General features: G+C 38.2%; 26 protein-coding genes and 1 pseudogene. 19 read left to right on the top strand and 8 right to left on the bottom strand.

The window, feature by feature from the left end; genetic code table 11:
- Positions 1 to 6: 6 nt before the first annotated feature.
- From ACP3VS_RS17510 to thrS, 5 genes are all read left to right on the top strand, one after another.
- The gene (locus ACP3VS_RS17510; RefSeq protein ID WP_036168109.1) at positions 7 to 489 is read left to right on the top strand and encodes a GNAT family N-acetyltransferase; all 483 of its coding nucleotides are present in this window, start codon (positions 7 to 9) and stop codon (positions 487 to 489) included.
- A gap of 51 nt (positions 490 to 540) precedes the next feature.
- Positions 541 to 1002, top strand: coding sequence for a hypothetical protein (locus tag ACP3VS_RS17515; RefSeq protein ID WP_031419691.1), 462 nt, complete (start codon positions 541 to 543; stop codon positions 1000 to 1002).
- 134 nt (positions 1003 to 1136) lie between these two features.
- On the top strand, positions 1137 to 1646 hold the full coding sequence (locus ACP3VS_RS17520; protein ID WP_036168112.1) for a hypothetical protein: 510 nt from the start codon (positions 1137 to 1139) through the stop codon (positions 1644 to 1646).
- A 593-nt stretch (positions 1647 to 2239) separates the two neighbouring features.
- Positions 2240 to 2596: a hypothetical protein gene (locus ACP3VS_RS17525; protein ID WP_036161547.1), complete on the top strand. Its 357-nt coding sequence runs from the start codon at positions 2240 to 2242 to the stop codon at positions 2594 to 2596.
- A gap of 556 nt (positions 2597 to 3152) precedes the next feature.
- Entirely contained in the window at positions 3153 to 5066 is a 1914-nt protein-coding gene (thrS, locus tag ACP3VS_RS17530) for a threonine--tRNA ligase (RefSeq protein ID WP_012294302.1), read from the top strand.
- Positions 5067 to 5173: 107 nt separating this feature from the next.
- Here thrS and ACP3VS_RS17535 read toward each other — a convergent pair whose 3' ends face one another.
- Both ACP3VS_RS17535 and ACP3VS_RS17540 read right to left on the bottom strand, forming a co-directional pair.
- A complete protein-coding gene (locus ACP3VS_RS17535; RefSeq protein WP_036161549.1) occupies positions 5174 to 5644 on the bottom strand; it encodes a hypothetical protein in 471 nt (156 codons plus the stop codon).
- A 165-nt stretch (positions 5645 to 5809) separates the two neighbouring features.
- The gene (locus ACP3VS_RS17540; protein ID WP_025117185.1) at positions 5810 to 5980 is read right to left on the bottom strand and encodes an aspartyl-phosphate phosphatase Spo0E family protein; all 171 of its coding nucleotides are present in this window, start codon (positions 5978 to 5980) and stop codon (positions 5810 to 5812) included.
- Between the two features lie 1019 nt (positions 5981 to 6999).
- On the opposite strand from ACP3VS_RS17540, the gene ACP3VS_RS17545 reads away from it, so the two are divergent.
- Complete coding sequence (locus ACP3VS_RS17545; RefSeq protein WP_031419699.1) at positions 7000 to 7557, top strand: histidine phosphatase family protein; 558 nt, start codon at positions 7000 to 7002, stop codon at positions 7555 to 7557.
- A 154-nt stretch (positions 7558 to 7711) separates the two neighbouring features.
- Here ACP3VS_RS17545 and ACP3VS_RS17550 read toward each other — a convergent pair whose 3' ends face one another.
- A complete protein-coding gene (locus ACP3VS_RS17550; protein WP_426389378.1) occupies positions 7712 to 8266 on the bottom strand; it encodes a GNAT family N-acetyltransferase in 555 nt (184 codons plus the stop codon).
- A 173-nt stretch (positions 8267 to 8439) separates the two neighbouring features.
- Here ACP3VS_RS17550 and ACP3VS_RS17555 point away from each other — a divergent pair, with 173 nt between their 5' ends.
- The 3 genes from ACP3VS_RS17555 to ACP3VS_RS17565 are packed head-to-tail and all read left to right on the top strand — an operon-like array spanning position 8440 to position 9943.
- Positions 8440 to 9030 (top strand): SMI1/KNR4 family protein, encoded by a 591-nt coding sequence (locus ACP3VS_RS17555; protein WP_031419703.1) that lies wholly within the window; start codon positions 8440 to 8442, stop codon positions 9028 to 9030.
- Complete coding sequence (locus ACP3VS_RS17560; protein ID WP_426389381.1) at positions 9030 to 9518, top strand: GNAT family N-acetyltransferase; 489 nt, start codon at positions 9030 to 9032, stop codon at positions 9516 to 9518. The genes ACP3VS_RS17555 and ACP3VS_RS17560 overlap by 1 nt, the downstream gene beginning before the upstream one ends.
- Entirely contained in the window at positions 9515 to 9943 is a 429-nt protein-coding gene (locus ACP3VS_RS17565; protein WP_031419708.1) for a GNAT family N-acetyltransferase, read from the top strand. The genes ACP3VS_RS17560 and ACP3VS_RS17565 overlap by 4 nt, the downstream gene beginning before the upstream one ends.
- A 141-nt stretch (positions 9944 to 10084) precedes the next feature.
- Here ACP3VS_RS17565 and ACP3VS_RS17570 read toward each other — a convergent pair.
- Together ACP3VS_RS17570 and ACP3VS_RS17575 are read right to left on the bottom strand one after the other, a co-directional pair.
- Positions 10085 to 10258, bottom strand: a pseudogene (locus tag ACP3VS_RS17570) (transposase); the annotation flags it as partial.
- A 301-nt stretch (positions 10259 to 10559) separates the two neighbouring features.
- Entirely contained in the window at positions 10560 to 11297 is a 738-nt protein-coding gene (locus ACP3VS_RS17575; protein WP_036161554.1) for a class I SAM-dependent methyltransferase, read from the bottom strand.
- An 897-nt stretch (positions 11298 to 12194) separates the two neighbouring features.
- On the opposite strand from ACP3VS_RS17575, the gene ccsB reads away from it, so the two are divergent.
- Positions 12195 to 13364: a c-type cytochrome biogenesis protein CcsB gene (ccsB, locus tag ACP3VS_RS17580; protein WP_289449045.1), complete on the top strand. Its 1170-nt coding sequence runs from the start codon at positions 12195 to 12197 to the stop codon at positions 13362 to 13364.
- A 122-nt stretch (positions 13365 to 13486) separates the two neighbouring features.
- Entirely contained in the window at positions 13487 to 13897 is a 411-nt protein-coding gene (locus ACP3VS_RS17585; protein ID WP_031419870.1) for a hypothetical protein, read from the top strand.
- 61 nt (positions 13898 to 13958) lie between these two features.
- Here the strand turns inward: ACP3VS_RS17585 and ACP3VS_RS17590 are convergent, their stop codons facing one another.
- The 3 genes from ACP3VS_RS17590 to ACP3VS_RS17600 all read right to left on the bottom strand — a co-directional run bounded on the left by ACP3VS_RS17590 (position 13959) and on the right by ACP3VS_RS17600 (position 17173).
- The gene (locus tag ACP3VS_RS17590) at positions 13959 to 14159 is read right to left on the bottom strand and encodes a cold-shock protein (protein ID WP_012294314.1); all 201 of its coding nucleotides are present in this window, start codon (positions 14157 to 14159) and stop codon (positions 13959 to 13961) included.
- Between the two features lie 214 nt (positions 14160 to 14373).
- Complete coding sequence (locus ACP3VS_RS17595) at positions 14374 to 15000, bottom strand: response regulator (protein WP_416277755.1); 627 nt, start codon at positions 14998 to 15000, stop codon at positions 14374 to 14376.
- Positions 14975 to 17173 carry a sensor histidine kinase gene (locus ACP3VS_RS17600; RefSeq protein ID WP_426389384.1) on the bottom strand — a complete coding sequence of 733 codons (2199 nt, stop codon included), beginning with the start codon at positions 17171 to 17173 and terminating at the stop codon, positions 14975 to 14977. Before ACP3VS_RS17600 ends, ACP3VS_RS17595 begins: the two co-directional genes overlap by 26 nt.
- 189 nt (positions 17174 to 17362) lie before the next feature.
- Between ACP3VS_RS17600 and ACP3VS_RS17605 the strand changes: the two genes are divergently transcribed.
- The 8 genes from ACP3VS_RS17605 (at position 17363) to ACP3VS_RS17640 (ending at position 24300) form a co-directional block, all read left to right on the top strand.
- On the top strand, positions 17363 to 18286 hold the full coding sequence (locus tag ACP3VS_RS17605) for a hypothetical protein (RefSeq protein WP_031419867.1): 924 nt from the start codon (positions 17363 to 17365) through the stop codon (positions 18284 to 18286).
- Between the two features lie 78 nt (positions 18287 to 18364).
- A complete protein-coding gene (locus tag ACP3VS_RS17610; RefSeq protein WP_012294318.1) occupies positions 18365 to 19342 on the top strand; it encodes a thymidylate synthase in 978 nt (325 codons plus the stop codon).
- A 139-nt stretch (positions 19343 to 19481) separates the two neighbouring features.
- Positions 19482 to 19709, top strand: coding sequence for a hypothetical protein (locus ACP3VS_RS17615; protein ID WP_230584398.1), 228 nt, complete (start codon positions 19482 to 19484; stop codon positions 19707 to 19709).
- 44 nt (positions 19710 to 19753) lie between these two features.
- Positions 19754 to 19960 carry a hypothetical protein gene (locus ACP3VS_RS17620; RefSeq protein ID WP_031419865.1) on the top strand — a complete coding sequence of 69 codons (207 nt, stop codon included), beginning with the start codon at positions 19754 to 19756 and terminating at the stop codon, positions 19958 to 19960.
- A gap of 114 nt (positions 19961 to 20074) precedes the next feature.
- On the top strand, positions 20075 to 20488 hold the full coding sequence (locus ACP3VS_RS17625; protein WP_426389387.1) for an Rrf2 family transcriptional regulator: 414 nt from the start codon (positions 20075 to 20077) through the stop codon (positions 20486 to 20488).
- Positions 20489 to 20560: 72 nt separating this feature from the next.
- A complete protein-coding gene (locus tag ACP3VS_RS17630; protein WP_012294322.1) occupies positions 20561 to 21190 on the top strand; it encodes an NAD(P)-dependent oxidoreductase in 630 nt (209 codons plus the stop codon).
- 285 nt (positions 21191 to 21475) lie between these two features.
- The gene (aspA, locus tag ACP3VS_RS17635) at positions 21476 to 22897 is read left to right on the top strand and encodes an aspartate ammonia-lyase (RefSeq protein ID WP_012294323.1); all 1422 of its coding nucleotides are present in this window, start codon (positions 21476 to 21478) and stop codon (positions 22895 to 22897) included.
- A 158-nt stretch (positions 22898 to 23055) separates the two neighbouring features.
- The gene (locus tag ACP3VS_RS17640) at positions 23056 to 24300 is read left to right on the top strand and encodes a methyl-accepting chemotaxis protein (protein ID WP_031419862.1); all 1245 of its coding nucleotides are present in this window, start codon (positions 23056 to 23058) and stop codon (positions 24298 to 24300) included.
- Positions 24301 to 24512 lie beyond the last annotated feature (212 nt).

The following is a 24512-nucleotide window of genomic DNA, read 5'->3' on the forward strand; positions in this document are numbered from 1 at the left end:
TCAGACATGACAATCATTGATATTCAACAATTACCACAACAAAATGTACTTCATTTTTTTAAGGAACATTGGGGAACTACAGAAATGGTCATTTCTAGTGGGGTTTATGACTGTAGCCAGTTAGAGGGCTTTGCTTATGTAAATGACCGTCAAGAGGTGATAGGGCTGATTACTTACGTGATTCGTAAGCAAGACTGTGAAATCATTTCCCTCGATAGTCTAGTAGAAGGCAAAGGTATCGGTTCCGGGCTTCTCCAAGCAGTAGAACAGATAGCTTTGGATCACGGTTGTACAAGCATGACGCTTATTACAACGAATGATAATCTAGCGGCGCTAAAATTCTATCAAAAACGGGGATATTACTTTATCGAAGTATTACCTAATGCGGTGGAAAAAGCAAGAGCCTATAAATCCTCCATCCCACTTATCGGCAATGAAGGCATTCCAATACGAGATGAGCTACGACTACAAAAACAACTGGACTTGTAAAAAGTCCGGTTGTTTTTTGTTATACTGAAAAAGTGGAAAGAGAGGGAAAGTATGAAAAAAATAGTATTTGCATTATTTCTAAGTGTGCTTTTGGTTGGCGCAGCATTTCTTATTTATCTTAAGAGTAATCCACCACTTGTCATTCAGAGTTACACAAGTAAACAGGGCGACGAAGCGGTAAAGGTCATTGCGATAGAAAATAAAGGATTACGTGAAATTAAGCTTAAGCAACTACTTGTCGGTGACAAACTTCCTGACAGCGCGGAGCTTATCATTAGTAAGTCTGAACCATTTGAGGTCGAAACAAAGCTTGAGGGAAATACAAATATGTCATTTCATAAATTAACGCAAGTAAAGATTTTACCTCGTGCATACATAGATCAACAAGCAATTGGCAAGCAGCCACAGTATTACGCTGTTCAAGTCAAAGCAGCCGACATTGAGAAGGTAAAGATTCAATATGAATATTTACAAATACCTTTTACCCTAACAGCGGAACTCCGAGGCCAATAGATAGATTAAACGCTAATTTTGTCTTATCGCTTATGCGTGTGTCATTTTCTAAGATTGTTTGATGAAAACCACTTACTCCTCCTAAAACATGGTAATATTATAGGAACAGCAATCGTGATACTAGGAGGGACCTAATGGCAATTCTCATAATGGGTATAGTACTATTTATCTGTGTTATCACTGTGGCTTTAGTGTTTATGAAGAAGTTTTCGAGGAATGAAATTATGCTTGAAGTAACAGCCACCTCAGAAGGGAAAAATGAATTAGATCAAGCCATAATGAAAATATATTTTACGTATTCTATCGGTAAACTTGCTAGTAGGAAACGTCAAATCCTAGGCAGTGTTGAGTGGTCTGAAGGATGGATGCCTGTTAGCTATAATCTAAAGGAGAATGGTATGTATCGTGAGGAGAGACTACTTTATGCAACAAAAAATCAGTCTTACTCTACCTTTGAGATTCATGCATCCAATGCAATCGATGAGCAAGGGCGAGGTGAGGGGTATGCAGTTCTCGTATTAGAAAATCCTGAAATTTCCCATAGATCATCTAGAGCTGGTGTTATCCTTGCCGTCACAGCCAATATGATTACATATCAATTATCAGATTCCACTAGCTGGAACAATGATGTTGTCATTAATTAACCTGAGAAAAGCTATCCAGTTTGGGTAGCTTTTTTTAGTGCTAAAAAGTAAAATTAGGCTGATTATGGAACTATATGATGGGAATAACGTATAAAAAGAAGAGGGCCTTGTAGGATGGAGAAGGATATAGGTGAACGAAATGTAAGGAATCGGCGCAAAAATAGGGCTTCGATGACACTTATTTAGAGATGATTTTTAGTATGATCAAATCAGAAAAATACAATCAATTACGTGTTGAACCAGTAGGATTTCGTGAATATAATCCTGTTTTACATCCCAGGAAGTGGGAGACCGAATTTATACAGTTTTCTATGCTCGCTCATACAGCTATTGATTGACTGGGATTAGTAGCAAGATTCCGATCAAGCTATTCGTCAAAGACTAAATCGCCATTTTTTAGGGCTATTTTTAGACCCTCTCTACGAATGTTGTCACACAGGAGCGATTAGCTCAGATGGGTAAGAAAGTATTAGATATGTAGTGACCCTCCATTAGTCAATGACATACAAGGACTCAGCTTTATCTTTACAGAGTACAAGGATAAAAAACCAACTGGATTGACTGTTACCATGCATTGTGAGGGGGAATATAAAATGAAAAAATGGATAATGCCAATGATTCTAGTACTTCTGTTAACAGCCTGTCAGAGCCCTGAAAAGGAAGTTCATTATATCGCCAAAAGTGATCATTGGAAAGCGATCTACCATAGTAATTCTGATCAAGGATTACGCTTATATTATCTTGAAGATAAGGCTGATTTAGGACCATTACAAATCACCATTGAAGGGGAAAAGGAATCCCAAGATATAGTGGATGTGCAGTTAAATAAAGAGGGGTATTATTCCTTTACGAAAAAAGAAAGTGAGAGGTTTTTTAAGCAGAATGCTACGCCAATTATTCATATGCAATGGCAATCTGAAAGTGAGACTTTAGAAATAAAAAATCATTAATGACTAATAATAATACACTATTGATTAACAGGCATGTTTCCTATGCCATAGGCTTATTGTGCATGATGTGCCATGGTATATAATCGACCAGAACAAATGGATAATTTATTTATTTCTATGTTTGACAAAAAAAACTGTATTCGTTATAGTAATTAACAATTTCATGCAAAAATGAAATGGGCAATGATGAGGACAAGAGAATCGATTAACCATTTTCAGAGAGGGAGGCATTCGCTGCAAGCTTCCTAATGTTGTGATCCCTTCTTACTACCTTGGAGCTGTGCTTGGAAACTTGCACCGTCTTTTGCAACGTTACAGCAAAATCAATGAGCCACTAGTCTATTTACTAGTGGGAATTTGGGTGGAACCACGGGTAATGAACACATACTCGTCCCTATGCAGGGGCGGATATGTGTTTTTTTTATTTTGATTCCCATTCTAAAGCTGAATGAGGATCGTGTCTCGGGTAGGTCCATAGAATTTCGAATTGTGTGAGCACAAACAGGACTTCTATGACGCCAGAGCAAAATTGATAAAAATTAAAGGAGTCGAGAACATGTCAAATCAAGTTATTCACATTCAATTTCCAGATGGTCAACAGCAAGCATTTACAAAAGGCGTGACACTTACCGAAATTGCCCAAGCGATTCGTCCTGAGCTTCGCAAAAAGGCAGTCGCGGGGAGTGTTAATGGAACCATCGTTGATTTGACGCGCCCGATTATGGAAGATGCTCAAATTACATTGTATGATGCAAGCTCTAAGGAAGGGATTGAGGTTATTCGTCATTCAACGGCCCATTTGTTAGCACAGGCTGTCAAACGGCTATACCCCCATGCACGGTTTGGGGTAGGACCCGTGATTGAAAACGGCTTTTATTATGATATTGACATTGCGGATACACTGACACCGAGTGATTTACAACAGATTGAGAAAACGATGAAACAAATTGTGCGGGAAAATGTGCAGATCAAGCGACGAGAGGTTTCACGGAATGAAGCCAAGAAGCTATTTGCTCATGATGCGTTAAAGCTGGAACTGTTGGAGTCTATTCCCGCCGATGAAACCGTGACAATTTATGAGCAGGGGGAATTTTATGACTTATGTCGAGGTTCCCATGTTCCATCTACGGGGAAATTACAACACTTCCAATTAATGCATGTTTCGGGTGCATACTGGCGAGGCGATAGCAACAATCAGATGCTACAACGTATTTATGGGGTTGCCTTTGCTACAAAAGAGGAACTGCAAAAATACTTCGTGTTTTTAGAGGAAGCTGAAAAGCGAAATCACCGTAAACTGGGCAAAGAGCTGTCATTGTTTATGTTTTCAGAGGAAGCACCGGGAATGCCCTTTTATTTAGCAAACGGTCAAATTTTACGTAATGAGCTGGAATCCTATTTACGAAATTTACAAGCAAAATATGACTACCAGGAAGTACGAACACCTCTAATGATGAATCAGCGTTTATGGGAACAGTCAGGTCATTGGGATCATTATAAAGACAATATGTACTTTACGCAGGTGGATAATCAAAGCTTTGCCTTAAAGCCAATGAACTGCCCAGGACATATGCTAATCTTTAAAAATAACCTACATTCTTACAGAGATTTACCGATACGAATGGCGGAATTCGGGCAAGTGCATCGACATGAATTTAGCGGAGCGCTGAATGGATTGTTACGTGTTAGGTCATTTTGTCAGGATGATGCACATATCTTTGCTACACCTCAGCAAATTGAGGATGAAATTGCATTGGCACTAAACATAATTGATGAGGTGTACGACGTATTTGGTTTCCAATACACGGTTGAATTATCGACACGTCCAGATGACTATATGGGAGAATTGGCGCTATGGGATCAGGCAGAAGAGGCGCTTGAAAATGTTCTGTTAAATTTAGGCATCGACTATACAATTAATGAGGGGGATGGCGCTTTTTACGGACCTAAAATCGACATCCATATTAAAGATGCTATTCAACGAAGTCATCAGTGTGCCACAGTACAACTCGATTTCCAGCTACCTGAGAAATTCGATTTAACATACATTAATGAACACAATGAAAAAGTTCGACCGATTGTCATCCATCGTGCGGTGTTTGGTTCCATTGATCGTTTCCTTGGTATTCTCATTGAGCACTTTGGAGGGGCGTTCCCCATTTGGCTTGCACCGCAACAAGTGCAAGTCATTGCAGTAGCGGATGCACATCAAGACTATGCCATACAAGTAGTAAAAGCCCTGCAACATGAGCAAATTAGGGTGCAAATTGACGATCGTCAGGAAAAGCTCGGTAAAAAGATTCGGGAGGCACAATTGCATAAAATACCCTATATCATTGTTATCGGTGATCGGGAGACGGCCAATCAAAACGTCTCCGTCCGTAGACACGGACAACAAGCCTCTGTTGAATATACAGTATCACAATTAATGAAAGAAATAACAGAAGCCATCAAACAAAAGAGCTTATAAAAGAAAGCTTGCTTTGAATAGATTTACTATTCAGAGCAAGCTTTTAAAAAATAATTTCTATTTTTTTGAAATGACTACTAGAATCTAGATGCGATGCATACAATGAATTAAAGGTCCTTGGTCCTCTCTTGGAATTGGGATTGACCAAGTAAAACGGTTTGTGTTTCAGCGTCGATGATTAGAAATTTTCGATAGGTCTCATCGGTATTGTGCTGAAAAGATGCTAAAAAATAAACTTGTCGATTGGGATGAACAAAAGTATGTTGAGAGAGGTCTATTGTTTCTTGTTTACTATTGGTTTTTAAATAAAAGCTTTCCATCGCCTCCGCTATATCTCTATAGGCTATTTTTTGCCGAATATTCCATGAAGCATGGGGATATTCCTCGTAAATTGTACGATTTAGTTGCTGATAAAATTCGTCCTCATCACGAAACGATTGAAATTGGTTGTTTGGATATTGATATAGTGTATTTATTTCAGTTGGTGTGCAAAGTGTGGGTGCCGTAAGGTCTACTGAATGTTGGGGTGGCAATAATATTTTGGAAACAACCATAAAAGTTAAGATGAATACATGCATTATTCAACCTCCAAATGTCTTCTTATCCAAAACATCGCCTACTTTTTTTGGATCTATACATAAGAGAGGTTGTGCTAGCATGATGCAAAGATAAAACCAGCCAGAATAATGTAGGTCTGGCTTTACCCATATCTATACTTTCTTCTATTATATGCCTCGTTATGATTAGGAAGCTTGTGCTTGTTTTAAATATCTATTTAGTAGGACGTCCAATTCTTGACTGTAATCTACTACAGCCGGGTGAGTGAAACCAAGATCCTTTGCTTTTTTATACATAATTCTACGTTTGATCTCAATTTCCGCCTTCAAGAATTGTTTAAGTAATAAGTTTACCAAGATATTTTCCTCCTAATTTTTTATCCTTATTCATAAAATTAATTCCCTATGACCTCGATTCAACTTTTTCATTGTATATCACTTATATTAAAAAAAATGTCATATTGTGTATCGTAAATCAAATTCGTAATTTAGTCACAGATAGGGACCTTCATCCTGCAAAGTAAAAAACAAACTATTTTTACCTAATAGTAAAATAGTTTCTGATAAAAAACCATTTATTAAATATTAGCTAAGTATTATGACCCTAAATAAGAAGTTATTGGGGTTATTTTCATGTTTTTATTTAGAAAAAATTAAGTGTGAAAAAGATGGGGCTTAAACCATTTATACTATGAAAAAAGTTGTTATTTGATATTGAATTTTCTAACAATTCATGGCGTTATCCGTATCTTGTCACATTTTATCAAATTAGCTTTGATGTTGTTTAGAAATGGGGACATTTCATTGTGTGTGGAGAATTATTGAGAATCTTTGAAATTAATGGAATAATAGAAGGTGGAATGAGGTGGGGAGGTGCATGCTGAAAATGCTAGCTTCTGTCGTTTCTTTTCTATTTCACTAGTAGGAGGAGCCTTTTACAGGAACCATCCATTATGTATATCCAGTCAACCTCCATTCATTTTAGTTATGTAGAAGATTTCCTTTAACAAAAAAGAAGCCTACCCTCCATTTTTAAAATGATGGAAAGCAGGCATTTTCATCAGAGGAAATGCTGTTAATGATAGGAATGAGTGCTGGAGTCCGTATGGATGCATTATATGCCATTACATATAGCGAAAAAAATTTCCAAAAAAAAGCAGTACTATGATGAATCCCTTGAAGGTGATTTGCTCAAAGCGCATGTATTATATAGGTTTATGACCGAATAGTATTCCTGAAGCGATAGGCAGATTGCCCAACTGGAAATTTATGTAGGTAGCCAACGCTATATAGAGGCCTTTACATTACAATTGCAAGAGCGTATTTGGAAGATTCATTTACCTTGATTCAGCAAATGATGAATAGAGGTGACAGGAATGACCGAATTATATTTTGTGAGACATGCACATGCCGATTATTCAGAGGATGAGTATCACCGTCCGCTATCCTTAAAAGGGATTAGGGATGTGGATCGAGTAACAGCCTTATTGAACGATCAGCGAATCGATGCGATATATTCGAGCCCTTATAAAAGAGCCATTCAAACAGTACAGGGTATTGCTAAGTATCATGATGTGCCAATTAAAATAGTGGATGCACTAAAAGAACGACGGCTTGCCAATGGAACGATGGAAGATTTTCAGGAAGCGATACAACGAGTTTGGCAAGAACCAAGTTTTGCGTGGGCAGGTGGGGAATCTAATGAGCAGGCAATGAGGCGTGCTATACAGAGCTTACAATCCATCATTCTTTCTCACCCCCATGACAGCTTAGTTATTGGTACGCATGGCAATATTATGGTGCTGATGATGCAATCCTTTGATGCCCAATATGGTTATGATTTTTGGCAAAGGCTGTCTATGCCTGATGTGTATCGATTATCTTTCCGTGGGCTAACTTTAGTAGAGGTAGAACGTGTATGGCAAAAGGGCTGACAGACAACCAGTGAAGGTTTTTTTAAAGGACTATTACTGAGGCAGTTGGGCAAAACAACAATGTGTCTGTGGGGCAACGTGTTATGCCGATTCGTTAAATCTAGGAGAACCCCAAAGAAGACAAGATTTATGTATCTCCCTTGGGGAACAGCTACTATTTGATTTGTGTCCATTCAGAACGTAATAGACCAAATACTAATATGTCATGGAAGGTGCCGAAGCGGAATATTTCTTTTCGTAAATGCCCTTCCTTAGTAAAGCCGCATTTTTCATAGGAGCGAATAGCTGCCGTATTAAAGCTAAAGACTTGCAGCTTGATTTTTTGGATAGCCATGTATTGGAAAATGAATTCAATAAGTGTTTTCATAGCATCCGTGCCATAGCCCTTTCCTTGCCATTGCTGGCCAATTGAAATACCTACAGAGCAAGTGCTGTTTTGCCAGTTAACGGCGAAAACACCGCAGGAACCAATTAATTGCTGAGTCTCTTTTTCATAGATACCAAAGAAGAATTCATCTTTTTTTCCACTGATAGAACGGAAGAATGTGGAATAGTCCTCCATAGTTTGGGGAAAGGGAATTTCATCATTGGCTAGGAGTAAAGATTTTGTTTCACTTTCAATGGCTACAAATGATTCTAAATCAGCGGGGGCCATTTGCTGTAAAGTAATTAATTGACCCGTTAAAAATGTTTTTTCATAATGTTCCATGTATTATTCTCCCTTTAATAAGGGCTGCAAGTATTGTTACAACCCCTAGATTGATAGCAAAACGTTAGCATCTACTACATTTTTCGCACTCACAGGCACTACTCCTTTAATTAGAATGTTTAAATTGTACCATGTCTACCAATTTCGGGGAATATTTTTTAAGAGAGGAAGGAATGGCAGTGCATACAGCCTATTTTAAAAATTTACTACAATTTTTACCGCAGGAGGAGCAACAACAATTACAGAAGGCACAAGGTGCCTCAGATGCACAAATTGAAAGTTTACTAGAAATATTTCCTCATAGTCCGCAATCCTTAATTGAACTACTACAGGATGTCAACGGCACTTATCATTGCAAGCATGGAAAAGAAACTATCAGTGTGCTTGTACTAGGCTCTGATTTGGGAGATTACCCGTATTATTTAAAGTCAGTTGAACAAATCCTAGCAGATTTTCAACATCAGCGTGACACAATTTTTGAGCGTTATCAGGACTTTTTAGAGTATGTGGACATAGATAATAAGATTAATATGCATGTACCGTTGAATGAGCGATTATGTTTTGCAGATTGCATGAATAATGGGGGAACATCTAGTTTGTATCTTGATTTTTCGCCAACTGAAAGGGGCCAAATAGGGCAAGTGGTTCGATATGTCCATGATCCCGATGGCTTTGAAGTCATTGCCTCTTCGTTTGATGAATATTTACAGCAGCTTGTTGAGGGGGATTATGAATTTACAGCTCTCTACGAGGAGGAGTTTTGATGGCTCTGACTTTAATGCTTTATGAGGACAAGTCTCAATCGTTAGTAGAGCAATATACCATTACAGAAGAGCAGCTTCGTTATACAAAGTCACCAAAGGATAGCATTGAACTTGCTAAGTCGGATGACAGTAGACATGCTGTTTTAGCTTTAGATGGAGATAAGCTAGTAAGCTTTTTTGTGTTACATGAAAAAGAAGGAGTGAGGCCTTATTCCTCGAATGAACAGGCATTATTAATTCGCTCATTTTCTACCGATTATCATGAACAGGGCAAGGGCTATGCTAAGGAAGCTCTACAATTGTTACCAACCTTTGTTCGTCAGCATTTTCCATCAATTAACGAGCTAGTACTAGGCGTTAATATTCCAAATGTAGCGGCACAAGCACTCTATGCAAAATGTGGGTTTGTAGATGAGGGTAAACTGGCGATTGGCTTTAGCGAAGAGCTTAAGGTCATGAGTTATTATATGGAGGATGTGGAGATTTGAGCGATATAAAAGTGGCAAGGTTGGAGCATTTGGAGGCACTATGTGCAATCGATCATGAGGTGATTGGGAATTCATCCAGAAGTGATGAAATTCAGCAAGCGATTGAGGAGAAACGTTGTCTGCTTCACCATTTTGCTGATGATATTACAGGATTCTTAATTTTTACTCAGGACTTTTTTGGCTATGATTTCATTTCCTTGGTCATGGTTAAGCCATCAGAGCGAAGAAAAGGTATAGCCTCTGCATTAATTAATGCTTATGTAAAAACGTCCACAACGTTGAAAGTTTTTTCCTCTACGAATCAGTCTAATAAAACGATGCAAAATGTATTTCAGACGTTAGGGTTTGTCAAAAGCGGCGTTATTGAAAACCTTGATGACGGTGACCCGGAAATTATTTATGTAAAAATAGCCTCACCACAGTAGTAGGGTGAGGCTTCAGACTATAGACAAAAGCCGTCGAGAAGTTCATTCTCGATGGCTTTTGTTATTTTTCTATCTCTTTCATTTTCAATATTTGGTAAATCATTGCTGTATCCAACATACTCTTCGAGCATAGATGCTCTCTTAAGCTGTCTGCCACGTCCAAGTAGCTAGTTTCTTTAAATTCATGGCAGCAAAAGTAAGCATCGCCTGCATGGACCATTTTTTTAGACCTCTTAAGGTTGTCCATCGCATACCATGCTTTTCTTTTGCATCCGCAAAGACACGCTCAATCGTTTCTTTGCGCTTGGCATAAATTATCACCTCAAAAATTTACTTTTCAACTCCCTATATAGATAAAAGTAAGTACTTTATGTAGAAGTTGATTGGAACGAAGGGCGGCGACTCCTGCGGGAAAAGCGGGAAAGTCGAGATCCTGGACTGAGCGAAGCGAGGGAAGCAGCTCGACCCCGCCCGCGGAAAGCGTCCGCCCGTAGTGGAAATCAACGGCTTTACTTTATTTCATTGTAAAAGAAAAAAGACTGTAAGCAAACTCTCAAATTTTTTGAGTTTGTCTACAGTCTGTAGCCTCACCACAGTAGTAGGGTGAGGCTTGCATTTATTTTTTTGCTTTTACGAATAAAAAGGATGGTCGACGAAGCTCCTTTTCAATAGAAGGTAGCTGTTGAATAGCTTCATCGCTTGGATGAGGTTCAACAATTTTGTCAATTGATAAGCCATGATCAATTAATGTATTGATGATGGTAGCAATCGTGCGATGATATTTGACCACTCCCTCCACCAGCCATGTTTGCTGTCTTATGCCTTCCTCTTGGTAGTGATCCATTGCATAATGTAGCTGTTTACCTTGTTCATCATACATCCAATTATCCTCCGTCGTTCGACGAGCGGTAGCAATCGGGTGCTCCACTGAGAAAATAAAAACGCCGTCTGGACGTAGCATTCGGGCTATTTGACCAATGACTGCCTCAAAATTTTCAACATAATGAAGCGAAAGTGAGCTTGTGATACAATCAAAACGATTGGCGGATGCTTCATAATCCTCAATAGCTTGTAGTTTATAATCAATTTGTGGATGTGCATTTTCTGACTGAGCGATGGATAGCATATTGCTTGATACGTCCAAAGCAGTCACATGCTTGGCGTGGTGTTGGATACAGTATTGGGCGAATTCTCCCATGCCACAGCCAATATCGAGTACTTGTAAATTCGTTAAAGGTGGCAGTAAAGACTTCATGGTAGGTTGCTCTAAAAGACGATTATAATTAGTTGGTCTTTGACGTAATGCCTTGTATTGATTGAAAAATTCAGGATTGTCATAAATATTTTGTTTCATTTTAACCTCCAGCTTGTGAAACATAACGTTATGTCATTTGTGCGCACTATTATTTTCCCATGGGAAATGAAAAAGAAATAGACTTATAATACAATTTTTTGTAAGATGTAGATAGAGGCATGCCATTATTAAATCGTGTTTTAGTTCCAATTATTAACAATTATTTTTTCGGAAGAAAGCTAGTGGGTTCTACTCATCACAAAGTTTTCTATATAGCCTCACGTCTTTGGTGTATTATTTTCTAACTTTCCTGGAGCATGGTAGAGCGTTACTTGGTGCTACCATGATGATCCCCATGTCTATCGGTGATTCATGTTTAAAAGAATTTCACCCAGCGACCTGTTTTTTTACAATGTTTTCCTTCATAAAGCCTATATAATTATGGCTCCTATCCAGTATTTTCATATCCTTTTTGTTAAACCTCCTAATACTTTACGCATCATACTTCTTTTCATCATCACTCTTTTTCAACTCGTTTTGTTATACCTAATAGGGTTCACCATTGGTTCAGCCTCCGCGCTTTACTAAATTGACTGTCGAGGTAACGTACCTGTTTATTTACTGCCCCTATAGCTGAACTAGATAAGCCCATCCTATGCCAGCAGTGTGGATAGCCGCTTTTTTGTTGCTTACTTTCAATAATTCGTGAATGAGGTCAATCCATTGTGCCTGTTGCTATTTTTCATGGAAGGATGAATGTCTTTTATGGTTAGAATATGACCGTTTCTTCAGATAAACAAGACCTTGTCAAATATCTTATGATTTGTTTCGTCATAAAAATGTAACAATTCTTAAAAATAAAAAAATTTAAAAGGAAATTATGGCACTTCCTGTCATCCGAAGCGTTCTTATTATTTGGAAGCAAATTCCGTATTAAAAGACGTTGGAGGGATTCCGTTGAATCAAGAAACCTTATTAGCCATTAGTAGTAATGCCTTATTTTTTGCCTTCATCCTATTACTGATTGCCATTGTGCCATTAGGACTTGCTGTCAAATCGAAGGGGAAGATGTTTGGTCAGTTTGGTATACTCCTTACCTCTGTTGCCTTTGTCCTACAGCTCGTTTATTTTGTGGTGAGATGGATAGCTGTAGAACATGCACCCGTCAGCAATATGTACGAATTTATGACGTTCTTTGGCATCATGCTCACAGGGAGTTATCTCATCATCCATTTTTTATACAAGCAACTTGTTGTGGGGTTATTTACAATTCCTGTGTCCTTAATCATTCTTGGCTATGGAAGCGTTTTCGCAAAAGAAGTGTCACCACTCGTTCCGTCTTTACAAAGTCACTGGTTAACTATACATGTGATGACCGTCGCTTTTTCCAGTGCTATTTTATCGGTGTCCTTTGCCACTGGATTAATATTTTTATTAAAAACATTGGATGTTTCCAAAAAATCCATCAGTACATATTCGTTAGAATTCGTCTTGTATTGCTTGGTTGTCGTAATTGGATTTATCGGCATTTCGACTTTTTTTAGCCTTGCAGCGGATGACGTACAGGTACAATTCGAAAATGCTCAAGGTCAGTCAGAAAAAGTAATCTATTCCATGAAACCCTTGATTGTGAATAAAGGAGCGGTCACAGAAACTGGTGATGCGGTTGGATTCATCCAAATGACAAATAAAATAGATGCTAAAAAGTTCAATTCAATTGTCTGGGCATTTATGATTGGTACGGTCCTCTATGCTGCCATTCGTCTGGTCACAAGAAAATCGGTGAGTGCCATATTAAAGCCATGGACAAGTCGCGTACAGCCACAATTAATGGATGAAATCTCCTATCGAGCAGTTGTCATAGGCTTCCCGTTATTCGCATTAGGTGGACTGTTGTTTGCCATGATTTGGGCACAAATAGCTTGGAGTCGTTACTGGGGATGGGACCCTAAAGAAGTTTGGGCATTGATTACTTTTTTATTTTACGCAGCCTTTCTTCATTTCCGTTTATCCAAAGGCTGGGAAGGAGAGAAAACAGCATGGCTTGCCATTATTGGCTTCGGTATCATCGTGTTTAACCAAGTGTTTGTTAATCTAGTGATTGCAGGCTTGCATTCTTATGCGTAGGAACTCCTTTTCTAATTTGCAACAGGACCCCACTCCTAAATAAATGAGGGAGCCACTCATTCAGATAGATGGCGTGCTTCGAAGTATTCAAGCTAAGCCATACTTATGAAAGGAAAATTGCGATGAAGATGTCCTTTTTTCTAAAATTGAATATGGTTAGTCTGCTGTATGGTTTGATTTTCTTTCTATCTATGGCCTTACAACTCAATTATTATCGACTACTACGACTTACGGGCTGGGCAGGGGATAAGTTGGATCTTTTCCTTCTTATTGTTCAATTAGTGGGGCTTATTGTAGCGACGATATTTATGTATAGGCTCTCAGTTACATGGCTTGGGCATCGTCGATGGGTTTATGCAACAATGATTTTATGGTTCCCGTATACTGTGATGTTCACAATGATTTTTGCCTATCTGTTTCCTATTTCCCATCGAGGAGATATGCCAGTCCCAGTGCAAGGACTTATCCTGTTGGTCATGCTTGGGGGGTACCCGTTGTATATTGCCATCATAAGTCTTACTGCGAGAACATGAAAAAAGAGACATCCAATTTAAGGATGTCTCTTTTCATTTGCTCGTCTATGTGAGGTGAATATTATAGTTTCACTACATTCGTTGCTTGAGGTCCACGGTTGCCTTCTTCTACGCCGAATTCAACTTTTTGGCCCTCTTCTAAAGTTTTGAAGCCATCTGTTTGGATAGCTGAGAAATGTACGAATACATCATTGCCACCTTCCACTGCGATGAAGCCAAAACCTTTTTCTGCGTTAAACCATTTTACTGTCCCTTGTGTCATGTAAACACCCTCCCAAAAAAATTCAACAATCAATTTCTTCAATACATATAAAAAGCGTATTCCCTTTGAATACTCGTTTTTAATCGTAGCAATGAAGTAATGTAATTATTAGTTTTATTATAGTACAGAATTGTTTGTATATCCAGTAAATTCCGTTTTTAGTAAGAAAAAATTTACAATTGTAATCTATTAGTAATGAAACGATCTTCTAGCATTAGTCAATCCATGCCTTTTCCTTTGCAACAATCACTGCCTCCGCACGAGATTCAACGTTTAATTTAACGAATAGCTTGGATAAATAATTCTCAACGGTTCTTTGGGTAACACCGATGGCAGATGCAATGGCTTTATTTGTACAGCCTTGAGCCACGAGCTGTAAAATCTCCTGTTCTTTATCACTGAGCAATACTTCCTGGCGGTTATTCGGCAAGTTAGAGCGTTGCTGGACAAAGTCTAAGAAGTCTGCTGCCAGTAAAATTTCACCACGAAGGGCAGCTTGAATGGTTTGAATGACTTGCTCTTTGGTTGCCAGCTTTGATAATAAACCGTCGATCTTTTTCTCAATTAATAGCTCATAATAATCAGAAAGCTCGTAGCCTGTATATAAAATAATGAGGGCATCTGGTTGTTTTTTCTTAATCATTTCGGCAAGTTGGATACCGTTGATGGGTTTCATATTAATATCAATGAGAAATAACTGAAAGGCTTCTGTATCCATTCTTCGTATAACTGCTGTACTATCCTGTTCGGTTTCAATCTGGACATTGACTAAATCCTGTAACAATGTTTTTGTACCATCTAAAACGACAGGATGGTCATCTATAATAAGTATGTTCATCATATGAATCCCCGTCCTCTTGTATTTGAATAAAAATATGCATTCCTTCATTATGGCTAGATTGGATGGTAATGTCCCCATTAAAGGCACGGACACGCTCACGAATTCCATTGATGCCCATAGAAGCGGAAGACTGAATTAAATCCTCTATATTACAGCCTACACCGTTATCATCATATTGAAGAATAAAGCCTTGAGGTATCGCTTGAAGGATTAAAGACACTTCTGTCGCATTGGCATGTTTAATCGCATTATTTAATAGCTCCTGTACTAGGCGATAGACGACTAGATGGAGTGTGACATCCTTAAATTCTACTCGTTCAATTTGAGAGCTTACTAAAAAATTGGCTCGTATTTTTACCTTTTGAATTAATTTTTTTAAGGCCATTTGTAAGCCAAAGGTATCCAATAGGGGCGGGCTTAAATTCTCACAATATTCCCGTAAATCCTTTGTGGCATTCAGGAGCTGTTCACGAATATCCAAAATGGTTTCCCTTTGAATTATAGGGGTGCCAGCGAGGACATCAAGTTCTCTTGCTAAATGTAGCTGCTCCTGCAAAACCGTATCATGTAGTTCCTGTGCTAAAATACTCTTTTCCTTCTCAATGATATTCCATAATAGTTTATCAAGCCAAGGAAGGGGTGTATCACTCGTATTTTTCATTTGTTGAACTTCAAGTACTAAATCTTCAATTTGCTGTAAATTATTAATAGACATTGAAACATATAGTGCAAGTAGCTCGAGCCACAGCAGTTCTTCCTTTTGTAGCACATGCTTAATTTCTAACACTATTTTTTCGTCACCTGCATCATGTAGCAGCAATTGAGTATAGTGGGTTTCGGGCAGGGGAGCAGGTGTATCTTCTGTGACTATGCTTATATTGAAGGCTGTCGTGCCTAGCTTTTCGGTGATTTCATACTTAAAGCGCTCCAGTAAATCTTGTTGATTTTTAGCCTTCCCCATACGTTGAACGGCGGCATATAAATTATGTACATAATTTCCAGTAGAAGAAAAAATAATTTTTCGATACTTAAAATCAATACGTTCCTTTATATAAAAACTAGCCATCATCACCATGAAAACTAGTAAAAAAATACTTGTAACATGCACTATGGATAATTGTCCCATAAACAAAAGAGCAATACCTGTCGTCAGTAGGAGAGCACTGAAAAACGCCAGAGTCGAATAATAACGTAATCGAGATAATTGGTATTCAATATCAAATAATCGTTCGTTCACTTGGATGAACAGAAATGAAAAAGGTATAAATAATAAAAATAACGAGGCTATGTCAGCGTGTAATAACGGCTTATGCCCTAAAATTTCAGGTGTCACGAAAAACATCAGAAATGGTAAAAACGGAATGATAAAGGCAATGGCAATCAACCGAATTTTAGCCAATTTTGTGCGCAAATAACTCGTTAATAAAATATAAATAGCATATAGCACAAGGATGGCGAATATACCTAAGTTCAGGAGAGGGGTAATCTCTCGGAATGACGGTTTTAAGCCTTCCAATAAGTAACAACCAGGGATGATGAATGGTGAAAAATACAGCCACTTGCTGTCCATATAAGTCCATTGAATTTGAAGATAATGGAAAAAATGCTGTAAAAAATGAATGAAAAGCACCATGCATAAAATAATACCTATACCAATAACTACTTGGCCAATGAGATTGCCCCTTGCTGATGCCCCTGTACTAATATAAGCCAAGGAGCAGGTTAATAAAAATAACGTCAATAAAAATGTTGGAGGGTTATCCTTGTTGCGTCGCCATAAATAAATAGCTACACCAAAAGCGAGAAGAAAATAGAAAATCGGGAATAGAATTTGCAAATATAATTCTTCTGGCATATCTATATGCCTCACATCAATTGTTTGAATCGTCCCATCAGACTTTTGGATAGTTAGTTGTTTGGCACTTCTAATCAGTGAGAATAATTGCACAGAGCGATTTTCCCAGGAAGGTTGCCCATCAACGGCTAGAACAATATCACCCTGTTCAATATTTTGTTGAGAAGCCCAGGAAGAATAGTAGCTATCCATAATAGCTGCTTGCCCGCTTGTCGTATCTAGGGTGAGACTAATAAAAGGTGTTTTTATGGCAATTGCTAATACGTAGGTGCCGAGCATTAAATAGGTAAGAAAAATACCATATGTCCATTTTTTCATTATGAAACCTCTGTTTGTTAGATGATAATAAACTCCTATATATTATCGCTAATTATTGATAAATTTGGAATACCGAAATATAGGCTTTCGGAAAACCACTATTGCGTTTTCGGAATGACGAAATAGTTTTTTCGGACATGGCTATGATAGTGTAAATTTAATAATTATGACGAAAAGGGGGACTTTTACGTGAAAAAAGGCGTTTTAACACTGATTCTTTTTTTCTTGATTGCGTTGATTACGAGCCCATTGACCACGAAGGCTAAGATGGTTAATGAAGATAAAGTGGAAGTTGAAATTTGTCTAATCGGTAGTGATAACCATTTTGTTTATAAAATTCCAAAGAGATTACATAAAGATATCCCATATACGGAGATGAGAAATGGCATTCAAGCATCCCTAGCCAGCCATTGGGAAATTGAAGAGGCTCGTTACGATACCAATAAATCAGATGTATCCTATACCTTTTACATTCAGGATCTATTTCAAGAAAAACAAGATGGACAGCTAAAAGTAGCCATTCCTTATAGTATTTTGGTAGGAATGTTTGGCGAGCAAGATCCAATTCAATTGAAAATTTTAGCGAGTAAATTATCGAATTGGACGGTGAATACGAAGGATTGGGCAGCACTCGGTTTTATGGAGCCTTTTCCTTTTTTAAGTGAACGTCAATATGTGTATGAAGGAGCCGTTAATGATTTATTAAACCAAAGAGTCGGTCATTTTGATGGTACGATACAGAAACGTCCATTTATCCTTTATGCGGTCATTTATTTTAGTTTTATGGTGGTTCAATTGCTTGCTTGTTTTATTTTATCGAGACGGTTAAAAAGGAAAGTCATCGACAATCCAGCCAATTTACATCAGTTCCGTAAGCTAAATTACATGTATCAATCATTGCCAATCATGATTATTGTTGCGCAAATTGTATTCCTTGTTTTTTCGGGGCTGATTACAGCATTCGGTCTATATTTTAGTCCAGGCATCGATTTATTAGTGATTGTAGGCCCTGTTTTATTAAATATTATTTTGCTTCCTACCTTTTTTGTCACGACAGAGAATGAGATTTCGAGAGAGCTGAAGAACTCTTCCTCTCATTCAGGCTTACAATGAAATAATTTCTTCATACGAAAATCCGGGATGAAATGGTATAATGGTCAACAGCAAACTGGAAGGAGCTGTTGAAGAAAAATGACGCATCCAGAAATGGCGTACTTAAATTTACTACAACATATATTAGAAAATGGCACGAAAAAAGAGGATCGAACTGGGACGGGGACATATAGCGTCTTTGGTTATCAAATGCGTTTTGATTTAAGCAAAGGGTTTCCACTTTTAACGACAAAGCGCGTACCTTTTAAGCTTGTCGCGAGCGAATTGTTATGGTTCATTAAAGGGGATACGAATATCCGTTATCTATTGCAACATAATAATCATATTTGGGATGAATGGGCATTTAAAAGATGGGTGGAATCAGATGATTATACTGGCCCGGATATGACCGATTTTGGTCGACGTTGTTTAGTCGATGACGCATTTAATACCATGTACCAACAAGAGTTAGCCTCTTTTTGTGAGCGTGTTTTAGCCGATGATGATTTTGCTCAAAAATATGGAGAGCTTGGTAATGTCTATGGCAAGCAATGGCGTCATTGGTCAACTTCTACTGGGGAAAGCATCGACCAGTTACAGGATGTCATTCATCAAATAAAGCATAATCCAGATTCACGTCGGATTATTGTCAATGCGTGGAACCCTGAGGATGTAATCAATGCAGGTGCGAAGGGCAGTAAAGCCGCATTGCCACCATGTCATGTTATGTTCCAATTTTATGTATCTAATGGCAAATTAAGCTGTCAGCTTATGCAAAGAAGCTTAGACACTTTATTAGGCTGTCCTTTTAATATAGCTTCTTACGCATTGTTAACTCATTTAATTGCACATGAGTGTGGATTAGAGGTGGGTGAATTTATTCATAGCATTGGGGATGCTCATATTTATGCGAACCATGTAGAACAAGTAAAAGAACAGCTTGCTAGGGAGCCAAAGGACCTACCGACATTACACATCAATCCAAATAAAACTTCGATTTTTGATATCGAGCTTGAGGATTTATCAATCGAGGGCTATGACCCACATCCCGCTATTAAAGCGCCGATTGCGGTCTAACATAAGCAGCAGCCAGTTTGGCTGCTGTTTTTTAGGCTCAATAAGTAGGTCAAAATATATGTTTTACTAAATAGGCTAGCAGTTGGATGACTGATTGCTAGGAACTTGATTATAGTAATTGTGGGATTGTTAGCATGATTTGAAATGGAATGTCGGTCAAATTTATGGTAGAGGTGAAATGGTGAAGAAAACAACAGTACTTCAAGTGGAGGATAATCCCCAACAGTCTAATCATCTAGAACGAAAAATGGTTTCCGAGCAAAAGGCGCAGGACGCTCACACTTCCCATTTATCCCGGCAACAACTTTTCGACATGATGCAAGTGATTGAAGAAATTCGTATGAAAGGCTATAAAGAAAGACTATAAATGTAAGCGCCTTCTAAGCTATAATAGCTGTGGAGGTGTTTTTTATGAACGTAATCTTTCTAGATTCAGTCACGGGCGATGAATTATTACACATGGTTTCACACGATGTGGCAGGTATACTTGCGGCTGTACAGGGAGAAAGTGTGACTTTTCCGGTAGGTCATTTTAAATATGAATTTCATAATTTAGATTTTTATGAGGACAATGGGCAAATACGACAGGAGCTAGTGATATATGTAAATAAAATCTAAGTTGTATGTATAATGACATGAAGAAACGTAAAAATAAAGACAGGTAGTGAAAAACAAAGTGCTTGCTTTTTTACTTACCTGTAACTATAATGGTTACAACAGGTGGTGATACATATGGTGAACAGTCGATTTTCGGTGGCGATCCATATTCTTTCGCTAATTGCTACAACATCTGATAAAAGCTTACTTACATCGGACTTTATCGCTGGGAGTGTAAATACAAATCCAGTGGTCGTAAGACGAATGATTGGTGTTCTGAAAAAGGCAGGATTACTTTTATCACATTCCGGGGTTGCAGGGTACGAGCTTTTAGTGGAGCCAAAGAATTTAACACTTTTAGCAATTTATCAAGCAATCGATGGGCCAGAACAGCTTTTAGCAATTCATGATGAGCCAAATCCAGCGTGTGCAGTGGGACGAGAAATCCAACATACTTTGGAAGATGTGTATACATCTATTTGGCAGGCAATGGAAGCACAGCTACACGCACAAACTTTGCAGGATGTGCTAGATCAGCTTCGTACTTAAGCGAAGATGGTCTTTCTGTATCTAACCTGTAACTAAAATAGTTACAACTAATAATTTAAGGAGGAACATACAATGAAAATTGCTGTAATTGGTGCAACAGGTAAAGCAGGACAAAAAATAGTAGAGGAAGCGGTGCAACGTGGTCATGAAGTAACAGCCATCGTTCGTTCTGCAGCAAAAGTAACAACAGCTATCCCCGTAATTGAAAAAGACGTGTTTCATTTAACGCAAGAAGAAATGAAAGGCTTCGATGTAGTGGTGAATGCGTTTGGCGCACCAGCAGGTCAGGAGGATTTACATGTGAAAGCTGGTCGTCATTTAATCGAAATTTTTAAAGGCATTGATACAAGATTATTTGTTGTCGGAGGGGCAGGCAGCCTTTTTGTAGACCCTGAAAAACAAATTCGTGTGATGGAAACACCAGATTTCCCAGCTTTGTACCTAGCAACTGCGCAAAATCAAGGACAAAACCTACAGGATCTACAACAATCTGCTATCCATTGGACATTTTTAAGTCCGTCTGCATTTTTTGATCCAGAAGGTCCACGTACAGGTCACTATACAGCAGGGGTAGATCATTTATTAGTAAATGAAGCTGGTGAAAGTTATGTAAGCTACGCAGATTATGCAGTGGCAGTATTGGATGAGCTTGAAAATCCTCAACATCAAAATAGCCGTTTTACTGTCACATCGAATAAATAATAGAAGAAGGAACAAACCAATAGAATGGACCTAGTCGGTTATTCTATTGGTTTTTTTGGCATAATTGCTGAACGAGACAGTAGCTGTTGTAATACGATCTCAAACAGTTGCCTAATTATTTTGGTAATCGGCTAATAATGCTAGGGCATTATTAAAATGTGCTCGGTTTTTAGCGATTTCTTTGCTTTTTTGAAGGATTTTTTTCGTTTACAGAAAAATGACTGTTTACAATACGACTTTTATTAGCTACTATCAAGTGTGAGTATTACATAAAAGGAGACGACAATGATGTCAACACAACGTATAGAAAAAGATTTTTTAGGTGAGCGCGTATTACCAGCAGAGGCTTATTACGGAATTCAAACATTACGTGCAACGGAAAACTTCCCGATTACAGGCTACACAATTCACTCTTCACTTATTAAAGCGATGGGGATTGTGAAGAAAGCAGCTGCTTTAAGTAATATGGAAGTACACCTATTATCAAAAGAAATTGGTGAGGCAATTGTCGAAGCAGCACAAGAAGTAATTGATGGCAAATGGGATGCAGAATTCCTTGTAGACCCAATCCAAGGTGGAGCAGGAACATCCATCAATATGAATGCCAACGAAGTCATCGCCAACCGTGCCCTAGAAATTTTAGGAAAAGAAAAGGGTGACTATCATACAGTAAGTCCAAACAGTCATGTCAATATGTCACAATCAACAAACGATGCTTTCCCAACAGCTATTCATATCGCTGTGTTAAATTTAATAGATGAATTATTAGAAACGATGGATTATATGCAATCTGTTTTCCATCAAAAAGCAGAGCAATTTGCACATGTCATTAAAATGGGACGTACGCATTTACAGGACGCTGTGCCAATTCGCTTAGGACAAGAGTTCGAAGCTTATTGCCGTGTCATCAACCGTGATATTGTACGTATTCGTCAAACACGTCCAAACTTATATGATGTAAATATGGGCGCTACTGCTGTAGGAACAGGTTTAAATGCCTTCCCAGATTATATTAAATCTGTCGATGAGCACCTTGCAGAAATCTCTGGTTTACCATTAAAAGGTGCGACACATTTAGTTGATGCTACACAAAATACAGATGCTTATACAGAAGTATCGGGTGCGTTGAAAATTTGTATGATTAATATGTCGAAAATTGCTAATGACTTACGCTTAATGGCTTCTGGTCCACGTGCCGGCTTAGGGGAAATCCTTTTACCAGCTCGTCAACCAGGTTCTTCTATCATGCCGGGTAAAGTGAACCCTGTGATGCCAGAAGTACTGAACCAAGTGGCTTTCCAAGTAATTGGTAACGACCATACAATTTCATTAGCTTCTGAAGCTGGTCAATTAGAGTTAAATGTTATGGAGCCTGTTTTAGTATTTAACCTTATCCAATCTATCAGCATTATGAATAATGTCTTCCGTGCGTTTACAGAAAACTGCTTAAAAGATATCGAAGCAAATGAAGAACGTATGAAAGAATATGTAGAGAAAAGTGTAGGGGTACTAACTGCTGTGAACCCTCATATTGGCTATGAAGTTGCTGCTCGTCTTGCGCGTGAAGCGATTCTAACAGGTCGTTCAATCCGTGAACTTTGTATTGAAGCGGGTGTCTTAACAAATGAACAGCTAGACCTAATTTTAGACCCATATGAAATGACACACCCAGGTATCGCTGGCTCTAGCATCATGAATTTAAAATAATGGTAAGGACTGTAGATATGCCTTCGTGGCTGTCTACGGTCTTTTTTATGGAGATTTAGACCTTTATTCTTATGAAAAGGGGGCTTTTTCTTATGTTTTTAGGATTATTCAACTATAATAATGGTATGGAAGTAATATTTTAGTTGGAGGAATTTGTTATGAGTTTACGAAATAAGAGTTTACTTGGCTTTTCAGCTTTAAATGTGTTAATGATTATTATTTTATTTTTAGATTTGGCCAATGTAACAACATTAGAATGGCTTGCAACTGTTTTAACCATTTTAGGAATTGTCCTTACACTTTCGTACACGGTCTATGTCCATTTTAAAGTGATACAGCCCATCAAACAGCTGACGGAGGCTGCACAAGGGATTACTACTGGCAAATTAGATACAGTTGTCATTGAGGTACATGACAAAGGTGAAATCTCTCAGCTAGCACAATCTTTTTTAGACATGAAAAATCAATTACGAACAATGACGCAAAAAATTGCGAATAGCTCTACAGATTTATCGACGAGTATTGAAGAATTATCAGCAAGTACAAATGAAATTACGCTAGCTGTGGAAGAAGTAGACCAACAGATAGAGAAAACATCGGATGGCTTGAAGCAAGCTGCACAATCCGCTAGTGATAGTGCCCAAGCTATGCAAGAAACTGTTGATGGAATTGAACGAATTACGGTAGCTACACAGGATGTTTTTAGTCATGCCAAAGAGGCGAATGAGGTTGCTGGAAACGGGGTAAGCATTTTACATGTAGCGAAAGAACAGATGCAATATATTTCATCGTCAACAGAGATAACTAGTGGTCTTATGCAGCAGCTATCCACTAAAATGTCAGATATTAAATCGATGACTGATATGATTACAGCGATTACAGATCAAACGAATTTATTAGCTTTAAATGCTGCCATAGAAGCAGCAAGGGCGGGAGAACATGGTAAAGGCTTTGCAGTAGTGGCCGAAGAGGTGCGCCAATTAGCTGAGCAATCGAAGCAATCTGCTACGCAAATCGTTGACTTAGTCGTAGGTATTGAACATGATACAAAACAAGTCGCTTCCTCTGTGGACGAGGATTTGAAAAATGTTCAGCAAGGTGTTTATGTCATTGATGAGGCGACAAAATCATTTGGGACAATCTCTCAGCATGTAAGTCGAATGAATAACCAGCTTGAAGACATTTCCGCAACAGCTGAACAGCTCGCTAGTAGCGCGAATGAGGTGGCATCAACCGTCATAACGATTGCGGATGGAATGGGCAGATTATCGAATTATACAGAGGCTGTTTTGCAATCAATGGATGAGCAAACTGCGTCTATGCAAGCTGTCAATCACGTCACACAGGATTTAAGCATACAAGCTGATGATTTACAAAAATTAACAAATAAGTTTGGGGTATAAGATATAAGTGAAAAATTTCAAGGGTTTATAGCCCTGAAATAATAACCCTAATAACATAAAATTACAATTTTTTTAGTATAATTTTATTTTCACTTTACTCAACATGATAAGAGGCTTATTTACAGTTGACCGATTTTCTGTAAAATAAGCCTCTTTTTTTGTGAGTTATTTATAAAACTTGTAAATTCACAGATAAATAAAAATGTTGAATT

It is taken from the genome of Lysinibacillus sp. VIII_CA (genome assembly GCF_049943995.1).
GTDB classification, from domain to species: domain Bacteria; phylum Bacillota; class Bacilli; order Bacillales_A; family Planococcaceae; genus Lysinibacillus; species Lysinibacillus pinottii.

Coding starts and splice junctions, on each gene's coding strand:
- ACP3VS_RS17510 (WP_036168109.1), top strand. CDS start 7: ATGACAATCATTGATATTCAACAATTACCACAACAAAATGTACTTCAT.
- ACP3VS_RS17515 (WP_031419691.1), top strand. CDS start 541: ATGAAAAAAATAGTATTTGCATTATTTCTAAGTGTGCTTTTGGTTGGC.
- ACP3VS_RS17520 (WP_036168112.1), top strand. CDS start 1,137: ATGGCAATTCTCATAATGGGTATAGTACTATTTATCTGTGTTATCACT.
- ACP3VS_RS17525 (WP_036161547.1), top strand. CDS start 2,240: ATGAAAAAATGGATAATGCCAATGATTCTAGTACTTCTGTTAACAGCC.
- thrS (WP_012294302.1), top strand. CDS start 3,153: ATGTCAAATCAAGTTATTCACATTCAATTTCCAGATGGTCAACAGCAA.
- ACP3VS_RS17535 (WP_036161549.1), bottom strand. CDS start 5,644: ATGCATGTATTCATCTTAACTTTTATGGTTGTTTCCAAAATATTATTG.
- ACP3VS_RS17545 (WP_031419699.1), top strand. CDS start 7,000: ATGACCGAATTATATTTTGTGAGACATGCACATGCCGATTATTCAGAG.
- ACP3VS_RS17550 (WP_426389378.1), bottom strand. CDS start 8,266: ATGGAACATTATGAAAAAACATTTTTAACGGGTCAATTAATTACTTTA.
- ACP3VS_RS17555 (WP_031419703.1), top strand. CDS start 8,440: ATGGCAGTGCATACAGCCTATTTTAAAAATTTACTACAATTTTTACCG.
- ACP3VS_RS17560 (WP_426389381.1), top strand. CDS start 9,030: ATGGCTCTGACTTTAATGCTTTATGAGGACAAGTCTCAATCGTTAGTA.
- ACP3VS_RS17575 (WP_036161554.1), bottom strand. CDS start 11,297: ATGAAACAAAATATTTATGACAATCCTGAATTTTTCAATCAATACAAG.
- ACP3VS_RS17585 (WP_031419870.1), top strand. CDS start 13,487: ATGAAGATGTCCTTTTTTCTAAAATTGAATATGGTTAGTCTGCTGTAT.
- ACP3VS_RS17590 (WP_012294314.1), bottom strand. CDS start 14,159: ATGACACAAGGGACAGTAAAATGGTTTAACGCAGAAAAAGGTTTTGGC.
- ACP3VS_RS17595 (WP_416277755.1), bottom strand. CDS start 15,000: ATGATGAACATACTTATTATAGATGACCATCCTGTCGTTTTAGATGGT.
- ACP3VS_RS17600 (WP_426389384.1), bottom strand. CDS start 17,173: ATGAAAAAATGGACATATGGTATTTTTCTTACCTATTTAATGCTCGGC.
- ACP3VS_RS17610 (WP_012294318.1), top strand. CDS start 18,365: ATGACGCATCCAGAAATGGCGTACTTAAATTTACTACAACATATATTA.
- ACP3VS_RS17620 (WP_031419865.1), top strand. CDS start 19,754: ATGAACGTAATCTTTCTAGATTCAGTCACGGGCGATGAATTATTACAC.
- ACP3VS_RS17625 (WP_426389387.1), top strand. CDS start 20,075: ATGGTGAACAGTCGATTTTCGGTGGCGATCCATATTCTTTCGCTAATT.
- ACP3VS_RS17630 (WP_012294322.1), top strand. CDS start 20,561: ATGAAAATTGCTGTAATTGGTGCAACAGGTAAAGCAGGACAAAAAATA.
- aspA (WP_012294323.1), top strand. CDS start 21,476: ATGATGTCAACACAACGTATAGAAAAAGATTTTTTAGGTGAGCGCGTA.
- ACP3VS_RS17640 (WP_031419862.1), top strand. CDS start 23,056: ATGAGTTTACGAAATAAGAGTTTACTTGGCTTTTCAGCTTTAAATGTG.